This window comes from Gammaproteobacteria bacterium (assembly GCA_029881255.1).
In the GTDB taxonomy this organism is placed as follows: Bacteria; Pseudomonadota; Gammaproteobacteria; order S012-40; family S012-40; genus JAOUMY01.
Genome location: JAOUMY010000003.1, coordinates 329,446 through 348,061, shown reverse-complemented (window position 1 = coordinate 348,061; position 18,616 = coordinate 329,446). Strand labels below are relative to the sequence as shown.

Below are 18,616 nucleotides of genomic sequence, written 5' to 3'. Positions count from 1 at the left end.
ACTTGCCTTTTCAGTATCTTGCTTTTAGGACTTTCGAGCGATTTGTGGATAAACTTTCACCGCTCAAGACTGTCATAAGCAATTCGAGTCGTTCCGCCAGGGTTTTACGGCGTTATGCGCATGTTAAAAAGAACGGAGTTCGCAGACCAAGTTCATGTTTTCTATTGATATTCAGCGCCTGAAGTTACCATCGGACTGGAGTCCCCATCTGGCTCGTCTGCCATTGGCTGCGAATGTGCTGATGGTTGTCATCATTGCAGGCACTTTTGCGGAGTTGACATGGAAACTGATTCCCCAGCCTTCATTGCCCGACGTTCCTGGCGCCCTGTTGCAGTCGCCTCGTTCCCCCTCGCCTGATACCAACGTGGTATCAAGTGTTCAGCACAATATCGCCAGCTGGCATTTGTTTGGCGAGGCCCAACAGCAAATTGAGGCACCGACAGTCGAAGACGTGCCGGAAGAAGCCCCTGACACCACGTTGGCGCTAACCTTGCTCGGCGTTATCGCAGGTGGTAGCAGTTCCTGGGCGATAATTGCTGATCGTGGCGGAAACGAGGATACGTATGGAATCAATGCGCCGTTGCCTGGTGGCGCGGTAGTCAAAGAAATATTTGCGGACCGCGTGATACTCCTTCATAACAACCGATTTGAGACTTTGCGTTTGCCCGAGGACAAGGAAGCTGGCACCATGGATTTCGGTAGTCGAAACATCGCGCGGACAGCTCCGTCCCCGAGGCAGTCGTCACGTCCGGATCGTCCCCGAGGAGCGGTCACCAGAGTAGGGCCCGAGGTGACCACGGTTGTAAAGGAATACAAACAAAAGCTCATGAGCGACCCTCAATCTGTAATGGGCGTCGTACGCGCGGAGCCTTACCGTCGTGGGGGCAAACTCTCAGGTTATCGAATATTCCCCGGACAGGATAAAGAATTGATGAACCGCGTGGGCTTACGCCCCGGTGATGTCGTCACTGCGGTCAACGGCATCGAGCTCGATAGCCCATTAAAAGGGCTGGAAATCATGCAACAAATTACCGATGCCACCGAGGTATCTGTGGACGTGCTACGAAACGGCTCGACCCAAACCTTCGTGGTACCTATGAATTAACGGAAAAGGCGGAACACAACAACAATGCAAGGCGATATGCGAGTAATGGTAAAGAGACAGGCTGTCGCGCAGGCCTGGCTAGGAAGACGAACGAAAAAGCTGGCGGCGTTATCCCTGTTTTTGCTGCTTGTCAGTCCTATGGCATCGGCGCTGACCCTCAATCTCAAGGGCGCGGATATTTCATCAGTCATCAGCACCGTCGCAGAGGCGACAGGCAAAAACTTTATTATCGACCCGCGAGTCAAGGGCAAGGTGACGGTAATCTCTTCCCGCGAGTTGAACAAGAACGAACTGTATCAGGTATTTCTTGCGATATTGGAAGTGCACGGGTTTACGGCAGTACCTGCCGGAAAAGTGATAAAGATACTTCCCGATGCGGATGCCAAACATAACGGCGTACCTTTCGATGGCGTAGGTCAGGAAGTTGTCACGAGAGTTCTCGATATCAAACATATCGCTGCGGCGCGACTGGTGCCGATACTTCGCCCTCTCGTACCTCCACAAGGTCACCTCGCCGCGCACGCGGAAACCAACACCCTGATTATTTCTGATCGCGCGGCGAATGTGGATCGCCTGGTGCGTATTATCGAGCGTATCGACGAGTCGAGTGGCGCGGAAGTTGAGGTGGTGCAACTGGGGAATGCATCGGCTGCGGAAGTCGTGCGTATTCTGCAAAGTCTTGAGCGTAGCAACAAAGGTAAAGAGCCACAGAGCGAAGGCGTTACCATGGTTGCAGATGAGCGAACCAATAGCATTATCCTTGGTGGCGAGAAGAGTTCGCGTTTACGTATTAAAACCATTATTGCCCATCTCGATACGCCGTCTGAAATGACTGGTAACACGCACGTCATCTATTTGAAATATGCCAAGGCCAAAGATCTGGTGAGTGTATTGACCGGCGTGGGCCAGACTGAAGCCAAGGAAAATGCCAAGGGCAAGGCAGCAAAAGGGGGATCAAAGGGAAATAGTGATTTCAATATCCAGGCCGACGAGAGTTCGAATGCACTGGTTATTTCCGGCCCGCCCGATATATTCCGTTCCCTGGAGGCGGTTATCCATAAGCTGGATGTGAGACGCGCTCAGGTTTTGGTAGAAGCGATTATTACCGAGGTTTCAGCCTCGAAGCAGTCGGAAATGGGTGTGCAGTGGTTTGGTAATGGTGCCTCGCTAGGTCTGCCTATCGGGATGACCAATTTTGGCAATCCGTCAATTACCCAGGTTGGCCAAAATGTGGTCACAGCTGGCGGTGGGGATCCTACCAAGTCTCTGCTAGCAGGTGTGGGTGCCATGGGTGAAGGATTGTCCATCGGCGCAATGATTGGTGATGTTACCCAGGACGTTTTATCTGTTGGCGGCTTGATCAAACTGTTGGCCAGTCACAGCGGCACCAATGTTTTGTCCACGCCTAACATTGTGACCATGGATAATCAGGAAGCGGAAATCTTTGTCGGTGACGAGGTGTCCGTACCTACAGGAAGTTTTACCTCTACCGGTACAGGCAGCACGCCTACCAATCCATTTACGACATACAAGCCGAAACAAGTCGGTATACGTCTCAAGGTCAAGCCACAGATTAACGAAGGTGATGCGATCAAGCTGGAACTTGATGCCAGCGTGGATTCCATTACTTCAGGTTCTGCGGGTACTGCTGGTCTGGTAACCAGCCAGCGTACACTCAAAACATCGGTCATGGTTGATGACAAACGCATCGTCGTACTTGGTGGTTTGATTTCCGACCAGGAAGACGAAATCGTTTCCAAAGTGCCTTTGCTTGGTGATATCCCATTGTTAGGCAGTCTGTTCCGATATAAAAACAAGCGTAAATTGAAAAAGAATCTGATGGTGTTTTTACGCCCGACGATTTTGCGTGACGCGGCAGTTACAGCGCAAATCTCCGGTGGCAAGTATAACTTTATGCGAGGCATACAGGCCGACGCGCGCAATATGGATGATGAGGATATACAAAAAATTATGCCCTTTATCGAGATACCGCCAGATCGCGTAAAAGACAGTAGTGCAAGTGAATAACGAGCGGGCGCGAGCGTGAACATGCAGCAGACCAGTCAACCCAGTAGCCATTTCAGCGAGTTTGAAGAAGAGCATCCTTCGGAGGCAGCGCAATTTGATGATGGGGCGCATAAGAAAATCAGCTTCGCTTTTGCTCGGCGGCACCATATCGTGCTGGGCGATGAGGAAGATGGGCAAGTTGTAGTTTTTTGTGGCCCCAAAGTCAGCTCGCAAACCCTGATCGAAATTCGCCGATTTCTACAGCAACCGGTACGTCTGCAACGTCTGGATCTCGAAGAATTTGAACGGCGTCTGCAACAAAAATATGAACGCGCAGACAATCAATCCATGGCCATGGCCGATGCAGGTGACGAGTTAGATCTGCAAAGCGTGGCGCAGGAGCTGGCCGAACCCGAAGATCTGCTAGAGACGGCCGATGATGCGCCGATTATTCGTCTCATCAATGCGCTGCTAGCCGAAGCTATTAAGGAAGGCGCATCTGACGTCCACATTGAACCCTTTGAAAACCGGCTGGTGGTGCGCTTTCGCGTCGACGGCGTGTTGCACGAAGTACTGGAACAGAAGAAGGCGGTTACGCCGCTCATTGTTTCGCGTATCAAGGTCATGGCCAAACTGGATATCGCTGAAAAACGTATCCCTCAAGACGGCCGTATTTCCCTGCGTATCGCCGGACGCGCGGTAGACGTGCGTGTTTCCACCATGCCTTCTGGTCACGGCGAGCGCGTGGTATTGCGTCTACTGGATAAGCAGGCCGGGCGTATTGATCTCGAACAATTGGGCATGGACAAGAAGTCTTTCGAAGTCATGCAACGCATTATTCTTCGGCCACACGGGATTATTCTGGTAACTGGGCCGACCGGTTCAGGTAAAACCACCTCCTTGTATGCGGTGCTGTCAAAACTCAATGATCGCCGCCGTAACATCATGACGGTGGAAGACCCTATCGAATATTTTCTCGATGGCGTCGGTCAAACCAACGTCAACACCAAAGTGGATATGACCTTCGCGCGCGGACTGCGCGCCATACTGCGTCAGGACCCGGATGTGGTGATGGTCGGTGAGATACGTGATCTGGAAACCGCCGAAATCGCGGTGCAGGCGAGTTTGACCGGACACCTGGTGTTGTCCACCCTGCATACGAATACCGCTGTTGGTGCGGTTACGCGTTTGCGCGATATGGGCGTCGAGCCCTTTCTTATATCGTCGAGTTTATTGGGCGTGGTCGCTCAGCGACTGGTGCGTTTGTTATGCCCGGATTGTAAGGAAGCGGTTACTGCGAGTCATTCCGACTGTGAATTGCTCGGTGTTGCTACCGACAATCCTCCGACGATTTATCGTCCCAAGGGATGCAAAGTCTGTAGCTATCTTGGTTATCGCGGACGTTCCGGTATTTATGAAGTCGTAGAAATCGACGAGTCGATCCGCGGCATGATTCATGACGGCGACAGCGAACACCGCATGGAACAGCAGGCCAGAACCCGTACGCCGGGTATACGTGATGACGGGATGCGTCGTGTGCTCAGTGGGCATACGTCGCTGGAAGAAGTTTTGCGCGTTACTCGTGAAGGCTGATAACAGTCATGGGTGCGTTTGAATACAAAGCGCTAAACGAGAAAGGCAAAGAGACCAAAGGCGTACTTGAAGGCGACACCGCGCGTCAGGTACGTCAGCAATTACGTGATCGCGGCTGGATGCCTTTATCTGTCGAGGAAGTGCGCCAGAAAGAGGCGCGCGCAGGGAAACGTCAGTTTTCATTGACTCGCGGAATCAAGGCAACCGATTTGTCACTCATCACCCGTCAGCTCGCAACGCTGGTGCGCTCCGGACTACCTATTGATGAAGCGCTCATGGCGGTCTCGGAACAATCCGAGAAAACGCGTATACGCAATATGGTCATGGGTGTGCGTTCGCGAGTTCTCGAAGGCCATACCATGGCCTCTGCTCTGGGCGACTACCCTCATATCTTTAACGAACTCTTTCGCAGCACGGTTGAGGCCGGAGAGCAGTCGGGTCATCTTACCGGTGTGTTGGGGCGATTGGCGGATTACACCGAAGCGCGTCAGAAGCTCAACCAGAACATTGTCATGGCATTAGTCTATCCGATCATGATTGTGTTGGTGGCGATAGCGGTTGTAATGCTTTTGCTGGCCTATGTCGTACCGCAAGTGGTACAGATGTTCGAAACGATTGGCCAGGAATTGCCGCTGCTGACACAGGGCTTGATTATGGTCAGCGCCTTTGTCTCAGGTTTCGGGATTTATGTTTTCATTTTGCTGGTGATGGCGGCCGCGCTGTTTAGCTACATGATGCGCATAGAATCCTTTAAACGTCAGTTTCACCACCTGCTGCTGCGTATTCCTATAGTGGCGCGGCTCACCCGCGCAATGAATACCGGGCGATTTTCTCGCACCTTTAGCATACTCACCGCCAGTGGCGTGCCGGTACTGGAGGCGATGCGTATCTCTGGACAGGTTATCGTCAATCTCCCCATGCGTGACGCCGTCAATGAAGCAGCGCGTAAGGTTCGCGAAGGTACCGGTATCAGCAAGGCCTTAAACGCTTCCGGTTATTTTCCGCCGATGGCGATACACCTGATTGCCTCAGGTGAATCATCGGGAAATCTTGAAGAGATGTTAGAACGCACCGCGGAAAACCAGGAACGGGAGGTTGAAACCATGATTACCGGCATGATGAGTCTGTTCGAGCCCTTGATGATACTGATCATGGGTGGCGTGGTTGTCACTATCGTATTGGCGATCATGTTGCCGATACTGGATATGAACACCCTGGTTAAATAAACCTGCTTTTTTCGCGATAATGCGTTTCCCTTTCTTCGCTGACTAATAGATTCGATTTTTACGCCGATATATCAACAAAGATTATCGGTGTAATGACCATGCGTATAGACCAGCCTCGTAAGCAAACAAACTCAGATCAGCCCCCCAGTAAGCGGGTATGCCCGCATTGTGATGTGGTTTGCCCGAGTTGTGGCGCGAAAAGCTGTGACTGTCAATGCAATATGGATTGCAGCGGCATAGCGCGTGCCATGGTGGCCGAACCCGACCGTTTTCCCATCGAGTCGCAGGTGTTGCCGTTAGTCTATGCAATAGCAACAAATTCGCCCTGGCAACCGATCTGGTCGTGTGAGGGGCATGCGCAGCAGGATGGTGAATTACTCCGCCACCCGCAAGTCTGGTTTTATGCCGAAAATCACATCCGTATTGATTCGGTCAAACAAGTGCTTGATCAGCTGGGCGCTCAATTAAAGGCGAAGTGGCGAGTCGAGTTCTCCGAGCTACGCCAAAATACCCCGGTTTATATCCTTGAAGCCTATGACAGTGAAAGCGTAGCGCTTAAGGACATGCAGCGTGATATACAGCTATTGGCCAAACATCTGGATAACAGTTCCAAGTCTGCCAAATAAGTCTAATACCTCTCTTTATCCTCATGAATAAATGATAATTATCGCGTGTCTATATCGCGTTTTACGTTCTGTGACCCAGATCGCAGTTTTTCGATGAATCCCCTTTTTCGGCGTGTCGATAGCCTAACAGGAACAGGGCGGTATCCCGCGACTTGCGGGGAAAATCGAGCACCGGCTCTATCGGTCTATTCCTCTTTTTTTACACATGCATTTCTCAAGTGTGGGGAATATGAGGGAAAGGAAGAGAGGGTATGGAAATAGCGGTCACTTCAAGGTCTCCTGTGTAGAGGAGCCTCTGGCGACCCTGCGTTTAGGCAGGGCCGCCAGTGAAGTGGCAATACGCGCGAGTCTTCGCTTGCGCAGTCGGCCCTGAGCAAGGTGGCCGATATTATGCTCCGTGTTCTAATTTTACTGCTAAGCGTTTTCTTTTTTACCTCCACCTATGCCGACTCTCATCCGCCCACGCGCCTGATCATTAAATTCAAAACCGAAACCGGTCAAAGCCAGAAAATACTCAAGCGTGATCATCTTGCTGAACTTGGATTGCGTATGGGGCTGGCGTTTTCCAAGATACGCACCATGAGTGATGGCGCGCAGATTGTTAATCTTGATAGCAAGGACTCGTACGGAGTGGAAGAAGTTATCGCGCAGCTGAATCGCGATGATGAAATCGAGTTCGCTGAAGTCGACCGCTGGGTGCGTATTGCCAAAACGCCTAACGACAGTCGTTTCGTTGACCAATGGAGCCTGAGAGATAGCGATGTCGGTGGTATTGGAATGCCTGCGGCATGGGATATCACAACGGGTAGTAGCGATATCGTTATTGCCGTTGTTGATACCGGAGTGCGCGCGCACGCGGATTTGAGTGCGCGACTTCTGCCAGGTTATGACTTGATTTCAAGCACAACGGTTTCCAATGATGGCGATGGTCGTGATGCCGATGCCAATGATCCCGGTGATTGGAGTAGCAGTGACGATTTTTGTGGCGCGGGTTATAGCACGTGGCACGGCACTCATGTTGCGGGCATTATCGCCGCTGCAAGTAATAATGAAAAAGGCATTGCCGGCGTTAACTGGGTTTCGAAAATCTTGCCTGTGCGCGTTTTGGGACGATGTGGTGGATACATGTCGGATATTGCCGCAGGTATCCGTTGGGCTGCTGGAGTACATGTCAGTGGTGTTCCCGATAATCCAAATCCCGCGCAAGTTATAAATTTGAGTTTAGGTGCCGCCGGTGCGTGTGGATACACAGAGCAAAACGCGATTAACGATGCAGTAGCGGCAGGCGCTTTCGTTGTTGTTGCAGCAGGTAACGCTGGCGGTGACGTCGCATATGGATCACCCGCATCGTGTGATAACGCCTTTACTGTTGCGGCGGTAACGCGAGACGGCAAACTGGCGTCTTATAGCAATACGGGTGAAGAGGTCGCCATCGCCGCACCGGGTGGTGGCTATAGCGGCGCGATCGTATCGACATATAACAGTGGCCTGAAAGAAGCGGGGGACGATTCCTACTACAGCATGCAAGGCACCAGCATGGCCGCGCCGCATGTTGCCGGTGTTGCATCTCTTATGCTGTCAGTGTCGCCATCGTTAACACCTGCAAAATTGCGTGAACATTTGTTAGCGAGCGTGAAAACATTTCCAACGGGAACGAGTAGCGACTGTACAACGAATAAATGCGGCGCAGGCATATTAGATGCGGCCGCTGCCTTACGCGCGGTAAGCGGAAATCAGGCACCACAAATCAGTGTCATGGCGAATAGACGCGCGAATCCAGGGCAGGTGTTGAACTTGACGGCAACGGCTTCTGATCCGGAAGGCAAGGCGATGAGTTATTTATGGACTCAGGTTTCCGGTCCGTTAGTTTCTATTTCCCAATCGACCACGACGAATGCTGTAATCACGGTCCCTGCGGCAACAGGCAGTATGGTTTTTCAGTTCAGTGCCAGCGATGAAAAACTGTTGTCAGCAAATGCCAGTGTGACGATAAGCATTAACCAGGCACCCATCGCACACGCGGGAAGAGATCGCGCAGTTGCGACTGGGCAAACGGTATTTCTCGATGGAACTGAGAGTGGTGATGATTTGGGTATCGCTTCGTATTCGTGGCAGCAAATTGAAGGCATCGCGGTCAGTCTTTCTAACTCCGCAACGGTATCGCCGCAATTCCTGGCGCCCGCTACATCGCAGGTCTTGCGATTTCGTTTAACCGTTAGCGACGGCGATGGTTTGCAGTCGGGTGCGACGGTGAGCTTGAACGTCAATCACGCCCCTGTTGCCGTAGCGGGGCCCGATGTCGTGGTCAATCCCGGTGATACGGTCACGCTGAGTGGCGCGGGTAGTTATGATACCGATGGTAGTATTCGATACCATGTATGGCAGCAAGTAGCCGGTGAAACCGTGGAACTGTCGACATTTATCGCGCCGGTTTCCTCCTTTGTTGCGCCGCAATTGCCAGGCTGGTTAAGTTTCGATTTGTCAGTACAGGATGACAGCGGGCTTGTGGCTACCGATCGTGTAAGTGTCTATGTCAATGAGGCACCACATATTCAGATCGTGGGTGACTTGATCGGCAATGTCGGTGACCAGCTCACGCTTATCGCTGACGTGCAGGATGCGGATGGCAGTGTCTCAAGTATCGATTGGCTGCAGTTGGATGGACCAGGCGTGGCTTTGTCGGCTTCGAGTGGCGACCGGCAATCTTTTGTCTTACCCAGCGATACTCGCGATGTCGTATTACAGGTCACAGCAACCGACAATATGGGGCTCACAGCGACTCATGACGTACATATACAAATCAATCAGGCGCCCCGCGCATTTGCGGTTTTTCCGGCAAAAATAAATCCCGGCGCAAATATTTCACTTGATGCAGTCATCAGTGAAGACCCTAATAACAATATTACACAATACCAGTGGCAACAATTGAGTGGACCCCCGATTACTCTTCTCGATGCGGATAAAGTGCGCGCTAATTTTGTTGCGCCAACAGGTGAAGGACATCTAGATTTCTTACTTACGGTAAGCGATGCGCTTGGCCTAACAGATGAAACGACAATATCGCTTTTAATCAATAAAGGGGTTGTGATAGCGATAGATGCGCCAACGACAGTGAATATGGGAGACTGGGTAAATCTTGATGCTGCGCAAAGCGCCGACCCTGATGGTTATATCACGCGCTTTGAATGGACCCAGTTAAGCGGCACGCCGGTGGATTTCGTAGGGAGAAATAGTATGCTGGCCGGCTTCTATGCACCGTATAAGGCGCAGTCATTGCGATTTCGTTTACGTATCACGGACGACAATTTTTATGCCGTCGAACGGGAAGTGTCAGTCAATATCAATCAAGCGCCAGTGGCGAAAGCCGGAGCGGATATTCGTGTTACTCCGGGCTCGCGAGTTACACTTGATGGCACGCGTAGTCTGGATGTCGATGGATCTATTGCATCCTATCAATGGCAGCAGTTTCTTGGTGAATCCGTGGTGGTGAATAATGCATTGTCATCGCAGCCGTGGTTTATCGCGCCGGCAATCAATGGTGTATTGCGTTTTCGTCTTACAGTGGCAGATGACAATGGCGAATTACATGAAGATGATGTATCCGTCGTCGTCAGTACAAACAATTTCGCTTCCGCCGGCAATGATCAAACGGTTTCACCCGCGGCGACGGTTAATTTAAGGCCTGCGATATTGCCCTCGCAATACAGCGTAGAATGGACGCAACTCGACGGTCCGGTTTCCACTCTTCACCGCGATGGCAATAGCGTCAGTTATGTCGCGCCCGCACGTAGCAGTCAGCAGGTATTTCTAATGAAGGCGAGTGACGGACAAGGACGTGTTTCGTTTGACGTGGTGGAAGTTACCGTGACAAACAAAGCGCCGGTATACGATATGCCGTCCTTTGTTACCGTGAACGCTACCGAAGACGTGCGCATAAGCGTGAATGCCCAGGATGACAACCAGACCAAACCCGTTTTCAAGGTGATAGAAATTCCTGCTGGCGCGGGTTTTGATGAGCAACTGGGCGAGTTTTACTGGAACGGTCATAAGTCATCCGGCGCATACCGTTTTGTATTCTCGCTAAGCGATGCAGATGACCCCAGTTTGTTCAGTGTGCATACGATGGACATACGCGTCATTCAACCGGGTGAAATTCGTTTTAGCAACGACGCAATGACGGTGAACGAAACCGATGGCAATATTATGATACCGGTAACGCGTCAGCGTGGAAGTGAAGACGAATACAAAGTGAAGGTCAGAATCCATTATGATCTGTCCGGCCCCGAAGATGCGATGTCTTTGAGTCGAGAGTTACGCTGGCAGGATGGTGAAGACGGATTACGCTATGTGTTTATGGCGATCATTGATGACCTGGTTGGTGAAGGCACAGAAAAATTGACCTTGCAACTATTGCATAGCGAGGATGATCGCTTGCTGGATGAAATGGCTTTATACATTGTTGACGACGACGTAGATGACACGGGCTTGATTGATTTTGAAGTGACTCAGCTCGATATCAACGAAGGTGATGGCAAGGCCATAATTAAAGTGCGACGCAAGGGCGGCGCCCATGGGGAGGCGCGCGTTTTATTCCATACCGAGGCAGGTAATGCTGATGCCGGTACTGATTACGTCGAAACAACGGGAGAGTTGTTCTGGTCTGAAGGTGAAAACGACGACAAGATTATCGCCGTGGAAATCTACGACGATGACATTGGCGAAAACGATGAGGCCTTAAAAGTACATCTCAATTCTTTCGGCACTATCAATGTATTGAGCAACGCCTCGACGGTCGTGATTAAAGACAATGATCCAACCTGTTTTATTGCAACCGCGGCTTATGGCACAGGTATGGCCCCTGAAGTTCGTTATCTACGTGCTTTCCGAGACGAATTTCTACTAAGTAATTACCTGGGAAGAAAATTCGTCGAGTTCTATTACGACGTCAGCCCGCCCATTGCCGACTATTTACGACAGCACACGTCACTGCGCGAAACCATGCGTACTTTACTTGAGCCGCTAATCGCGTTCAGCAAGTATGTCGTGTCAGATGAAGCGTATGTCGCACAGACGGATGATAAACGTTAGTATGCGACGCAGGTACTTTGATGGGTTACTCATCGTGTTTTGCGGTGTTTTTTAAACGACTGTAGTCGATAAACATTCGGTCCGTTTGCAAAAGAAAACCAATAGCAAGGTTTGAGATTGATTGTCTGAATATGGTTCGTGCGATAAGCGCGTATATCTGAAAGCTAAGCTCGAATTAACTGTCTGCTTGTTCTAAATCGGTAGAGCGTTTTAGAAGCCTATTTACATTCCCCAACAGACCCAGGTCGGCAGCGTTTGCGGTTCACCCAAATTGCATTATCGAGTATCGCATTGTCAAAACGGGCATTGGTGATGTCAGCGCCGTGTAAATCGGCGCCACTGAGATTGGTATTGGTAAAATCCGTATCGCTCAGATTGGCATTACTGAGTTTTGCCTTTTGTAGCGAGGCGTCTTTCAAACTAGCCCCTTCGAGATTGGCCTTGATTAATTCCGCTTTGTCCAGAATGGCTTTACCGAGATCGGCTTGACCTAAGTCCGTCTGTTCCATCAATGCGCCGGTGAGATTCGCTTGCTGCAACTGCGCCTTATGAAAATTGGTGTTATACATCCTGGCCTCAGTCAATTGCGTCCCTTTCAATGTGGCAGCACTGAAATTGGCGCGATCGAGGCGTGCGTAATTCATGCGCGCGCCGTTCAAATCTGCATGCTGCAAATCGGCGCCGATCAGACGAATATTATTTGCACGCGCGTTGCGTAGATTGGCTTTCTGCAAAGAACTATATCCCATGTCCGCGTCATCAATTAAGGCCTTCTCGAATTTTGCCCCGTCCAGATTCATGCGTGTCATCACGGCATGTCTCAGGCTGGCGCCACTGAGATCGGCTCCCGCCATATTGCAGCCCTCCCACATAACGCGGTCCTGCGCCGGTGCTTCACATTGGGCATGGGCATGGAAAGAAACCAGCATCGCGCACAGCAATACCATCGTGTGTGGTGTGAGGAAAATCCGCTTAACTTTCATATTGCCACTATGCTTGAGATAACCATGTCGGATTCTAGCACAGTCGATGAAATGCGCTAAAAATGACTGAAATTTCAGGCTGTTTGTTTTGTCCATACCCCTTATAATGAGCACACAAAATTCGCCAGAATGTACGGAACACTTTTTGCCGTCTAATGTCACACATTACACCCGGCGCGGCATCGGATTTGGAATAGGAGCAGGAATGAGAAGCAAATCAGCAGGATTTTCCCTTATAGAATTAATGGTCGTTATCGTCATCCTCGGTATCCTGGCAGCGGTGGTGGTGCCACGAGTCATGGATCGCCCGGATACCGCGCGTATCGCCAAGGCCAAGCAGGATATCCGCACCCTGGAAGCTGCGCTAAATCTCTATAAGCTGGACAATTTCAACTATCCGTCGACAGATCAGGGTCTGGAGTCGCTGGTGCAGAAGCCTTCCGGCACGCCGGAACCTCGCAATTGGAAAGATGGTGGCTATATCGACCGCCTGCCCAAAGATCCCTGGGGAAATGAGTATCAATACCTGATTCCGGGCGTGAACGGCTCGTTCGACATTTACTCTTTTGGCGCGGATGGCGTTGAAGGGGGCGACGAGATCAACGCTGATATCGGGAACTGGAATCTGGACGAATCCTGATATCCCCGTCTTAGGTTCACATGACCAGTCAGATTATGAAGCCACGTGGACGCAACACCCGTGGCTTCTCGCTTTTAGAGTTATTAGTGGTCATTTTCATCATTGGCATGATCATGACCTTTGCCGCGCTGTCTGTCGGTGGCAACGCCGACCGCAAGGTGGAGGAAGAGGCTCGGCGTTTGACGGCCTTGCTGCGCTTGGCAACGGAAGAATCGGTCATGAACTCACGCGATCTGGCGGTGCAGCTCACTCGCAAGTATTACGATTTTATGACCCTCGGCATTGATGGAAAGCTGGTGCCTATGGACAAGGACGAAGAAACGTTTCGTCGACGAGAATTGCCCGACGACATCATGATTAAAGAGGCCGAGATCGAAGGTGAGAGCGTTGCGCTATCACTCGACCCGGGTGAAACCGATGAAGTGCCGAGCATCTTTATACTTTCCAGTGGTGAGATGATTCCTTTTGCCTTGAGCATCGGGCGTGACGAGGGCACGGATTATCAGATCGAGGGCGATTACAGCGGCAAGGTTGAATATGCCACCAAGGAAAAACAGTAATCCCATAGGCCAACAGGGCTTCACACTGATGGAAGTGCTGGTGGCGCTTGCTGTATTAGCGATTGCGCTGGGTACGATTATTCAGAGCATCGGCACCAATGCCTCCCACGCCAGTTATTTGCGCGAGAAAACATTTGCTCATTGGGTGGCGATGAATCGCGTTGCCGAGATACAGATCGAAAATAAATTTCCTCCGGTGGGTTCAAATACTGGCACTGAAGAAATGGCCGGGCATGAGTGGCACTGGAAAGTAAACGTCGTAGCCCTGAACGACGAAATGGCCAATATCCGCCAGATACAGGTTGAGGTGCGTACCAATCGGGAGAGCAAGAGTCCGGTCGCCACGGTATTGGCCTTGATAGGGAAGCCGAATTCATGATTGCGTTAAAGCGTCAAGCGCGCGGTTTCTCGCTCATTGAACTGTTGATCTCGCTGGCGGTGTTTTCCATTCTGTCTGTTATGGCCTATTCCGGTTTGCAGATTGTGCTCGATTCCAAAGGTCATACCGAACAACAGGCGGATCGATTAGTGGAAGTTCAACGGGCCATGACGATCATCCAGCGCGACATCGAGCAAGTGATAGGACGAAGTATTCGGGATAGCTATGGCGATCGTAAGCCTGCCCTGGAAGGCAGCTTTTTCGGCGAGTTTCCATTGAGTTTCACCCGCGCAGGCAAACGTAATCCTATGAAGCGTGTCCGCAGCACAATGGAGCGCGTCAGTTATCGCCTGGCCGAGGAAAAACTGGATCGACTGTCAGTGGAAATGCTCGATCAGCCGCATGTAGTTGAACCACTGGAACGGCATTTGCTCAGTGATGTTAAGGAATTAAAATTTCGCTATATGGATAAGGACTTACAGTGGCAAGATGCGTGGCCGCCGCAATTCGGTGAACAGGCCAATCCCAGTGCGCTTCCCCGTGGCGTGGAAATGACGATTAAAGTCGAAGGAATCGGTGAGATCAAACGGCTGTTTCGTGTGACGCCAGGGGAATACGCTGGAAACAAGAGACAAAAGCAGTCAACTCAGACGAATGGCGGCAATAATGCCCAAGGGAATCAGAATACTGGTGACAATCAAAATACCGACCAGACTCCCGACAACTCGGGAGACACTAACAACACAGACACTAGCGGCACAAATAGTGGTGGTACAGACACTGGCGGTACAGATAGTAATGGTACTGAAGACGCTGGCGGTACAGACAATACCCCATGAACAAGATATTTAGCCCAAAACAGACACCGATACGACAGCAACGCGGCGTGGCCTTGATCACTGCGATGCTGGTTGTGTCGATTGCAACGGTAACCGCAGTTGCACTTTCTTCACGTCAGGGCCTGGACGTACGCCGCACTGCAAACGTGCTGGAATCTGATCAGGCATATCTGTATGCATTGGGAATAGAAAGTGTAGCCAAAGAGCTGTTGCTGCAGTACACCAAGCAGGGTCCTAAATACGATGACCCGGAATTATTGTTCGTGCCCTATACCTATCCTGTTGAGAACGGTACGGTAAGTGGTAGCCTGCTCGACCTGGAAGGGCGCTTTAATGTTAACAATTTGGTCGACGATAAAGGAAAGCCGGTACCGCTTGCGGGAGAACGTTTTCGTCGGCTGATTTCAATCGTTGCCGACCAGTTGCGTTTGTCCATATCGGCAGAGGCTCTGGTCAATGCTACCCTCGACTGGCTGGACGAGGATCAGGAGCTTCGATTCCCTGGCGCCGAAGACAGCGAGTACCTGGCCAAACTTCCGCCGTATCGTGCGGCCAATCGCATGTTAAGCAGCACCTCCGAGTTGGCTTTGATCGAGGGGTTTACCCCGGAGCTGCTCAATGGCGCAACAATAGAGGATGAACAGGTACCGGGTTTGCTAGAATACGTGTCCGCTTTGCCTGAGCATTACTCGACGATTAATCCAAATTCAGCGAATAAGCTGGTTTTACAGGCGTTGTCTGGCTATCTGGATGCGCGCGTGGTGGAGCAGATGTTGGCGAGCCGTCCGTTTAAAAGCGTGTCTGATTTTACAGAGCACACTGAAATCAAAAATATCAAGGACGGCTTGAAGAACAACAATACGCAGAAGACTTCATTTGAAAATGACTTGCAAGGACTGGATGTGCAGAGTAGCTATTTTATGATCAGGGCAACCACACAGGTGGGCAAGATCACCTTGCTTTACAACAGTATTATTTATCGCGATACCGGCGGCCGTAGTGAGTTGCTCACGGTGTCGCGCGCATTTGGAACCGATGGAATCTGATTATGGCGACTCAATTAATCATACAACTGGCGCGTGAGCCCTTTCAGAGTGTGCACTGGGTGCGCATCGATCCCGGCGTTGGCGCGACGCCTGTCGCCAGCGGTTCACTTTCAGATCTGGCTTCTCAAACCAGTGGTGCACAAATCATCGTCATGGTGCCGGGAACGGATGTTAATCTGACTCGCGTGAACGTCCCGACCACTAACAAGCAACGCATGCTCAAGGCCATACCTTTTGCAATTGAGGATCAGGTTGCCGACATCGTCGAGGATACGCATTTTGCCGTAGGCGCCCGTGGTAGTGATGGCGCGGTGAACACAATCGTGGTGGCGCGCCACAAGATGGATGAGTGGATGGCGGCCTTGAGCGAGGCCAGTATTTATCCGCATGCATTGCTAGCAGATATATTGTCTTTGCCCTCAATGGATGATACCTGGGCCTTGTTTGCCGACGGTGATTTACTCTATGTGGTGAGACCGGATCAGCAGAACATGAGTTTCGACATCGATAACGCAGCCTTTATGTTGAGTTTGATGCTGGAAGAGGCTGAAGATAAAAAGCCTGCGCAATTGATTTTTTATGGTGCCGAGTCGATGGTGGAGTTGGTGCGTCCCGATGTGGAAGACGTGGCATTTGAGCAGCGGGAATCCACCGGTGGAATTCTGGATTATTTGGCGCGGGAACGAAAAGGCATTGCGCTGGACAAGAATATTAATCTGCTTCAAGGCGATTATAGTCGTCGCGAACAAATCGGAAAAATTTTACGCCCGTGGCGTTTCGCTGCGTCCCTGGCCGGGGCATGGTTTGTTTTGCAATTGGGTATTTCCATTTACGACGTTTCAGTGCTTGATGCCGAGAAAGAGCGACTCAACGCGGAAATTGAAAAGACTTATCGAAGCGCATTCCCCGACGCCAAAAAAGTCGTCAATCCCAAAGTGCAGATGCAGCGACAACTCGAAGCTTTAAAAGGTGGCGGTACGGTAGAAAACGGTTTTCTAAATCTGCTCGGTGATACTGGCAGTGCTTTCCGTCAGACCAGCGGGCTGGTATTGCGCAGTGTGCGTTTTAAAAACGACACGCTTGACGTTGAACTTGAAGTAAACAATTTGCAGGTGTTAGACGAATTGAAACAACGACTGGGCGCCGACGGTAAACTTAAGGTGGAAATTCAATCTGCGGCTGCACGTGATAACAAGGTGCAAGGCCGGATCAATATCAAGAAGAGTTAGCGTATGGATGAGATCAAGCAGTATTGGCAGCAACTTAATCCGCGCGAGCGTCTCTTGCTTGGCGTTGCCGGAGTCGTGCTCGGGCTGATGATTCTTTTTCTTGGTATCCTCGAACCCGTCATGGACGAGGCCAAAAGTCTGGAAAAACAGGTGGAAGAGCAGCGTAAATTGCTCAAGTGGATGGAGGATTCAGCGCAGGAGGTCAAGCGTTTAACGCGTTCTTCCGGTACACGCAAGGCCGCGGTCGGCGCCGGTGGTCAGTCATTATTGGGTGTGATTGATCGCACTGCCAAGGCCGGTAATCTTGGCGACGCCATGAAGCGGGTTGAACCCGATGGCGGCGACAAAGTGCGCGTGTGGTTAGAGCAGGCCTCTTTCGATGACGTCGTTACCTGGCTGGAAAATCTTGAGCGCAACTACTCTCTTCAGATTGAATCCGTAGCCGTTGATAAAGAGAATGCACCTGGTCGCGTAAATGTGCGTCTGGTCTTCGCAGGGGGAGCATCGTGACGCAGTACTGGAAGCGCTACACACTTTTTGGCGTCGTTCTTTATCTGGTCTTTCTGATTACTCAGATTCCTGCCACATTGGTTTATGGATTGTTTTCGGACACCTTGGAGGCATTGCCTGCAAAGGTAAAGTTGTATCGCGTCAGTGGTACGGTCTGGTCTGGAAAAGCAGCTTTTGTCAGCGCTTCAGGTAATACCTTACGGGATTTAAGTTGGGAGTTATATCCAAGTTCTCTGCTGCTTGGACGCGTCGGACTGGGTTTGAATTTCAAGCTGGGTGACGGTAGCGTCAAGGCGGAACTGTATCGCACCTTGGGTGGCGATATGCTAGCTAAAAATATCCGCGCGCGTATGCCGATGAGTGACATCGTCCGTATGGCGAGATTGCCGGCGATAAAACTCGAAGGCGATCTTGGTTTAAACCTGGAATCACTGGTTCTGAGTGACGGTCTTGTCAGTGAAGCACAGGGCCGCGTAGTTTGGAATAGCGCTGAAACCCGCTTTCCTCAACGCATAGTGCTCGGCGATTTAAGTGCAAACCTGCAGACGACCGATGCCGGTATTGAAGCCACGCTTGGCGACGGTGGCGGGCCTCTTGAAGCTAGCGGTAAATTAACCCTGGCGCCGGATGGTGCATATAATTTCGATGGCGCATTCGCCTCTCGAGAGGGTAGCAATTCGCCCCTGGCCCGTTCTCTGAGCATGATGGGACGGCCGGATGCACAGGGCAAGGTTCAGATTAAGAACGCTGGAAATATCAAAACCTTGGGATTTCTTTTCAAATAA

General features: G+C 51.1%; 15 protein-coding genes. 14 read left to right on the top strand and 1 reads right to left on the bottom strand.

What is annotated here, in order from left to right:
- Positions 1-154 precede the first annotated feature (154 nt).
- From gspC to OEZ43_08960, 6 genes are all read left to right on the top strand, one after another.
- Positions 155-1,105 (top strand): type II secretion system protein GspC, encoded by a 951-nt coding sequence (gene gspC, locus OEZ43_08985; GenBank protein ID MDH5545715.1) that lies wholly within the window; start codon positions 155-157, stop codon positions 1,103-1,105.
- 36 nt (positions 1,106-1,141) lie between these two features.
- Positions 1,142-3,133, top strand: coding sequence for a type II secretion system secretin GspD (gspD, locus tag OEZ43_08980; GenBank protein MDH5545714.1), 1,992 nt, complete (start codon positions 1,142-1,144; stop codon positions 3,131-3,133).
- Positions 3,134-3,154: 21 nt separating this feature from the next.
- Positions 3,155-4,705, top strand: a complete 1,551-nt coding sequence (gspE, locus tag OEZ43_08975) for a type II secretion system ATPase GspE (protein MDH5545713.1) — start codon at positions 3,155-3,157, stop codon at positions 4,703-4,705.
- Positions 4,706-4,713: 8 nt separating this feature from the next.
- Positions 4,714-5,931: a type II secretion system inner membrane protein GspF gene (gene gspF, locus OEZ43_08970; GenBank protein MDH5545712.1), complete on the top strand. Its 1,218-nt coding sequence runs from the start codon at positions 4,714-4,716 to the stop codon at positions 5,929-5,931.
- Positions 5,932-6,029: 98 nt separating this feature from the next.
- Positions 6,030-6,557, top strand: coding sequence for a hypothetical protein (locus tag OEZ43_08965; GenBank protein MDH5545711.1), 528 nt, complete (start codon positions 6,030-6,032; stop codon positions 6,555-6,557).
- A gap of 390 nt (positions 6,558-6,947) precedes the next feature.
- Positions 6,948-11,645 carry a S8 family serine peptidase gene (locus OEZ43_08960; protein ID MDH5545710.1) on the top strand — a complete coding sequence of 1,566 codons (4,698 nt, stop codon included), beginning with the start codon at positions 6,948-6,950 and terminating at the stop codon, positions 11,643-11,645.
- 218 nt (positions 11,646-11,863) lie between these two features.
- Here the strand turns inward: OEZ43_08960 and OEZ43_08955 are convergent, their stop codons facing one another.
- The gene (locus tag OEZ43_08955; GenBank protein MDH5545709.1) at positions 11,864-12,628 is read right to left on the bottom strand and encodes a pentapeptide repeat-containing protein; all 765 of its coding nucleotides are present in this window, start codon (positions 12,626-12,628) and stop codon (positions 11,864-11,866) included.
- A gap of 205 nt (positions 12,629-12,833) precedes the next feature.
- On the opposite strand from OEZ43_08955, the gene gspG reads away from it, so the two are divergent.
- From gspG to OEZ43_08915, 8 genes are read left to right on the top strand one after another with little or no spacing between them, the layout of a single operon-like run.
- Positions 12,834-13,268: a type II secretion system major pseudopilin GspG gene (gene gspG / locus OEZ43_08950; protein MDH5545708.1), complete on the top strand. Its 435-nt coding sequence runs from the start codon at positions 12,834-12,836 to the stop codon at positions 13,266-13,268.
- 35 nt (positions 13,269-13,303) lie between these two features.
- Complete coding sequence (gspH, locus tag OEZ43_08945) at positions 13,304-13,828, top strand: type II secretion system minor pseudopilin GspH (protein MDH5545707.1); 525 nt, start codon at positions 13,304-13,306, stop codon at positions 13,826-13,828.
- Positions 13,806-14,207: a type II secretion system minor pseudopilin GspI gene (gene gspI, locus OEZ43_08940; protein ID MDH5545706.1), complete on the top strand. Its 402-nt coding sequence runs from the start codon at positions 13,806-13,808 to the stop codon at positions 14,205-14,207. The genes gspH and gspI overlap by 23 nt, the downstream gene beginning before the upstream one ends.
- Positions 14,204-15,046: a type II secretion system minor pseudopilin GspJ gene (gene gspJ / locus OEZ43_08935; protein MDH5545705.1), complete on the top strand. Its 843-nt coding sequence runs from the start codon at positions 14,204-14,206 to the stop codon at positions 15,044-15,046. Before gspI ends, gspJ begins: the two co-directional genes overlap by 4 nt.
- A complete protein-coding gene (gene gspK / locus OEZ43_08930) occupies positions 15,043-16,092 on the top strand; it encodes a type II secretion system minor pseudopilin GspK (GenBank protein ID MDH5545704.1) in 1,050 nt (349 codons plus the stop codon). The genes gspJ and gspK overlap by 4 nt, the downstream gene beginning before the upstream one ends.
- Before the next feature lie 2 nt (positions 16,093-16,094).
- Positions 16,095-17,321, top strand: a complete 1,227-nt coding sequence (gspL, locus tag OEZ43_08925; GenBank protein ID MDH5545703.1) for a type II secretion system protein GspL — start codon at positions 16,095-16,097, stop codon at positions 17,319-17,321.
- A gap of 3 nt (positions 17,322-17,324) precedes the next feature.
- Positions 17,325-17,831, top strand: a complete 507-nt coding sequence (locus OEZ43_08920; GenBank protein ID MDH5545702.1) for a type II secretion system protein M — start codon at positions 17,325-17,327, stop codon at positions 17,829-17,831.
- Positions 17,828-18,616 (top strand): type II secretion system protein N, encoded by a 789-nt coding sequence (locus OEZ43_08915; protein ID MDH5545701.1) that lies wholly within the window; start codon positions 17,828-17,830, stop codon positions 18,614-18,616. Before OEZ43_08920 ends, OEZ43_08915 begins: the two co-directional genes overlap by 4 nt.

Bases quoted from the DNA above. Each gene is read 5' to 3' on its own strand.
- gspC (MDH5545715.1), top strand. From the start codon at position 155: ATGTTTTCTATTGATATTCAGCGCCTGAAGTTACCATCGGACTGGAGT.
- gspG (MDH5545708.1), top strand. From the start codon at position 12,834: ATGAGAAGCAAATCAGCAGGATTTTCCCTTATAGAATTAATGGTCGTT.
- gspI (MDH5545706.1), top strand. From the start codon at position 13,806: ATGCCACCAAGGAAAAACAGTAATCCCATAGGCCAACAGGGCTTCACA.
- gspL (MDH5545703.1), top strand. From the start codon at position 16,095: ATGGCGACTCAATTAATCATACAACTGGCGCGTGAGCCCTTTCAGAGT.
- gspJ (MDH5545705.1), top strand. From the start codon at position 14,204: ATGATTGCGTTAAAGCGTCAAGCGCGCGGTTTCTCGCTCATTGAACTG.
- gspH (MDH5545707.1), top strand. From the start codon at position 13,304: ATGAAGCCACGTGGACGCAACACCCGTGGCTTCTCGCTTTTAGAGTTA.
- OEZ43_08965 (MDH5545711.1), top strand. From the start codon at position 6,030: ATGCGTATAGACCAGCCTCGTAAGCAAACAAACTCAGATCAGCCCCCC.
- gspE (MDH5545713.1), top strand. From the start codon at position 3,155: ATGCAGCAGACCAGTCAACCCAGTAGCCATTTCAGCGAGTTTGAAGAA.
- OEZ43_08955 (MDH5545709.1), bottom strand. From the start codon at position 12,628: ATGAAAGTTAAGCGGATTTTCCTCACACCACACACGATGGTATTGCTG.
- gspK (MDH5545704.1), top strand. From the start codon at position 15,043: ATGAACAAGATATTTAGCCCAAAACAGACACCGATACGACAGCAACGC.
- OEZ43_08960 (MDH5545710.1), top strand. From the start codon at position 6,948: ATGCTCCGTGTTCTAATTTTACTGCTAAGCGTTTTCTTTTTTACCTCC.
- OEZ43_08920 (MDH5545702.1), top strand. From the start codon at position 17,325: ATGGATGAGATCAAGCAGTATTGGCAGCAACTTAATCCGCGCGAGCGT.
- gspD (MDH5545714.1), top strand. From the start codon at position 1,142: ATGCGAGTAATGGTAAAGAGACAGGCTGTCGCGCAGGCCTGGCTAGGA.
- gspF (MDH5545712.1), top strand. From the start codon at position 4,714: ATGGGTGCGTTTGAATACAAAGCGCTAAACGAGAAAGGCAAAGAGACC.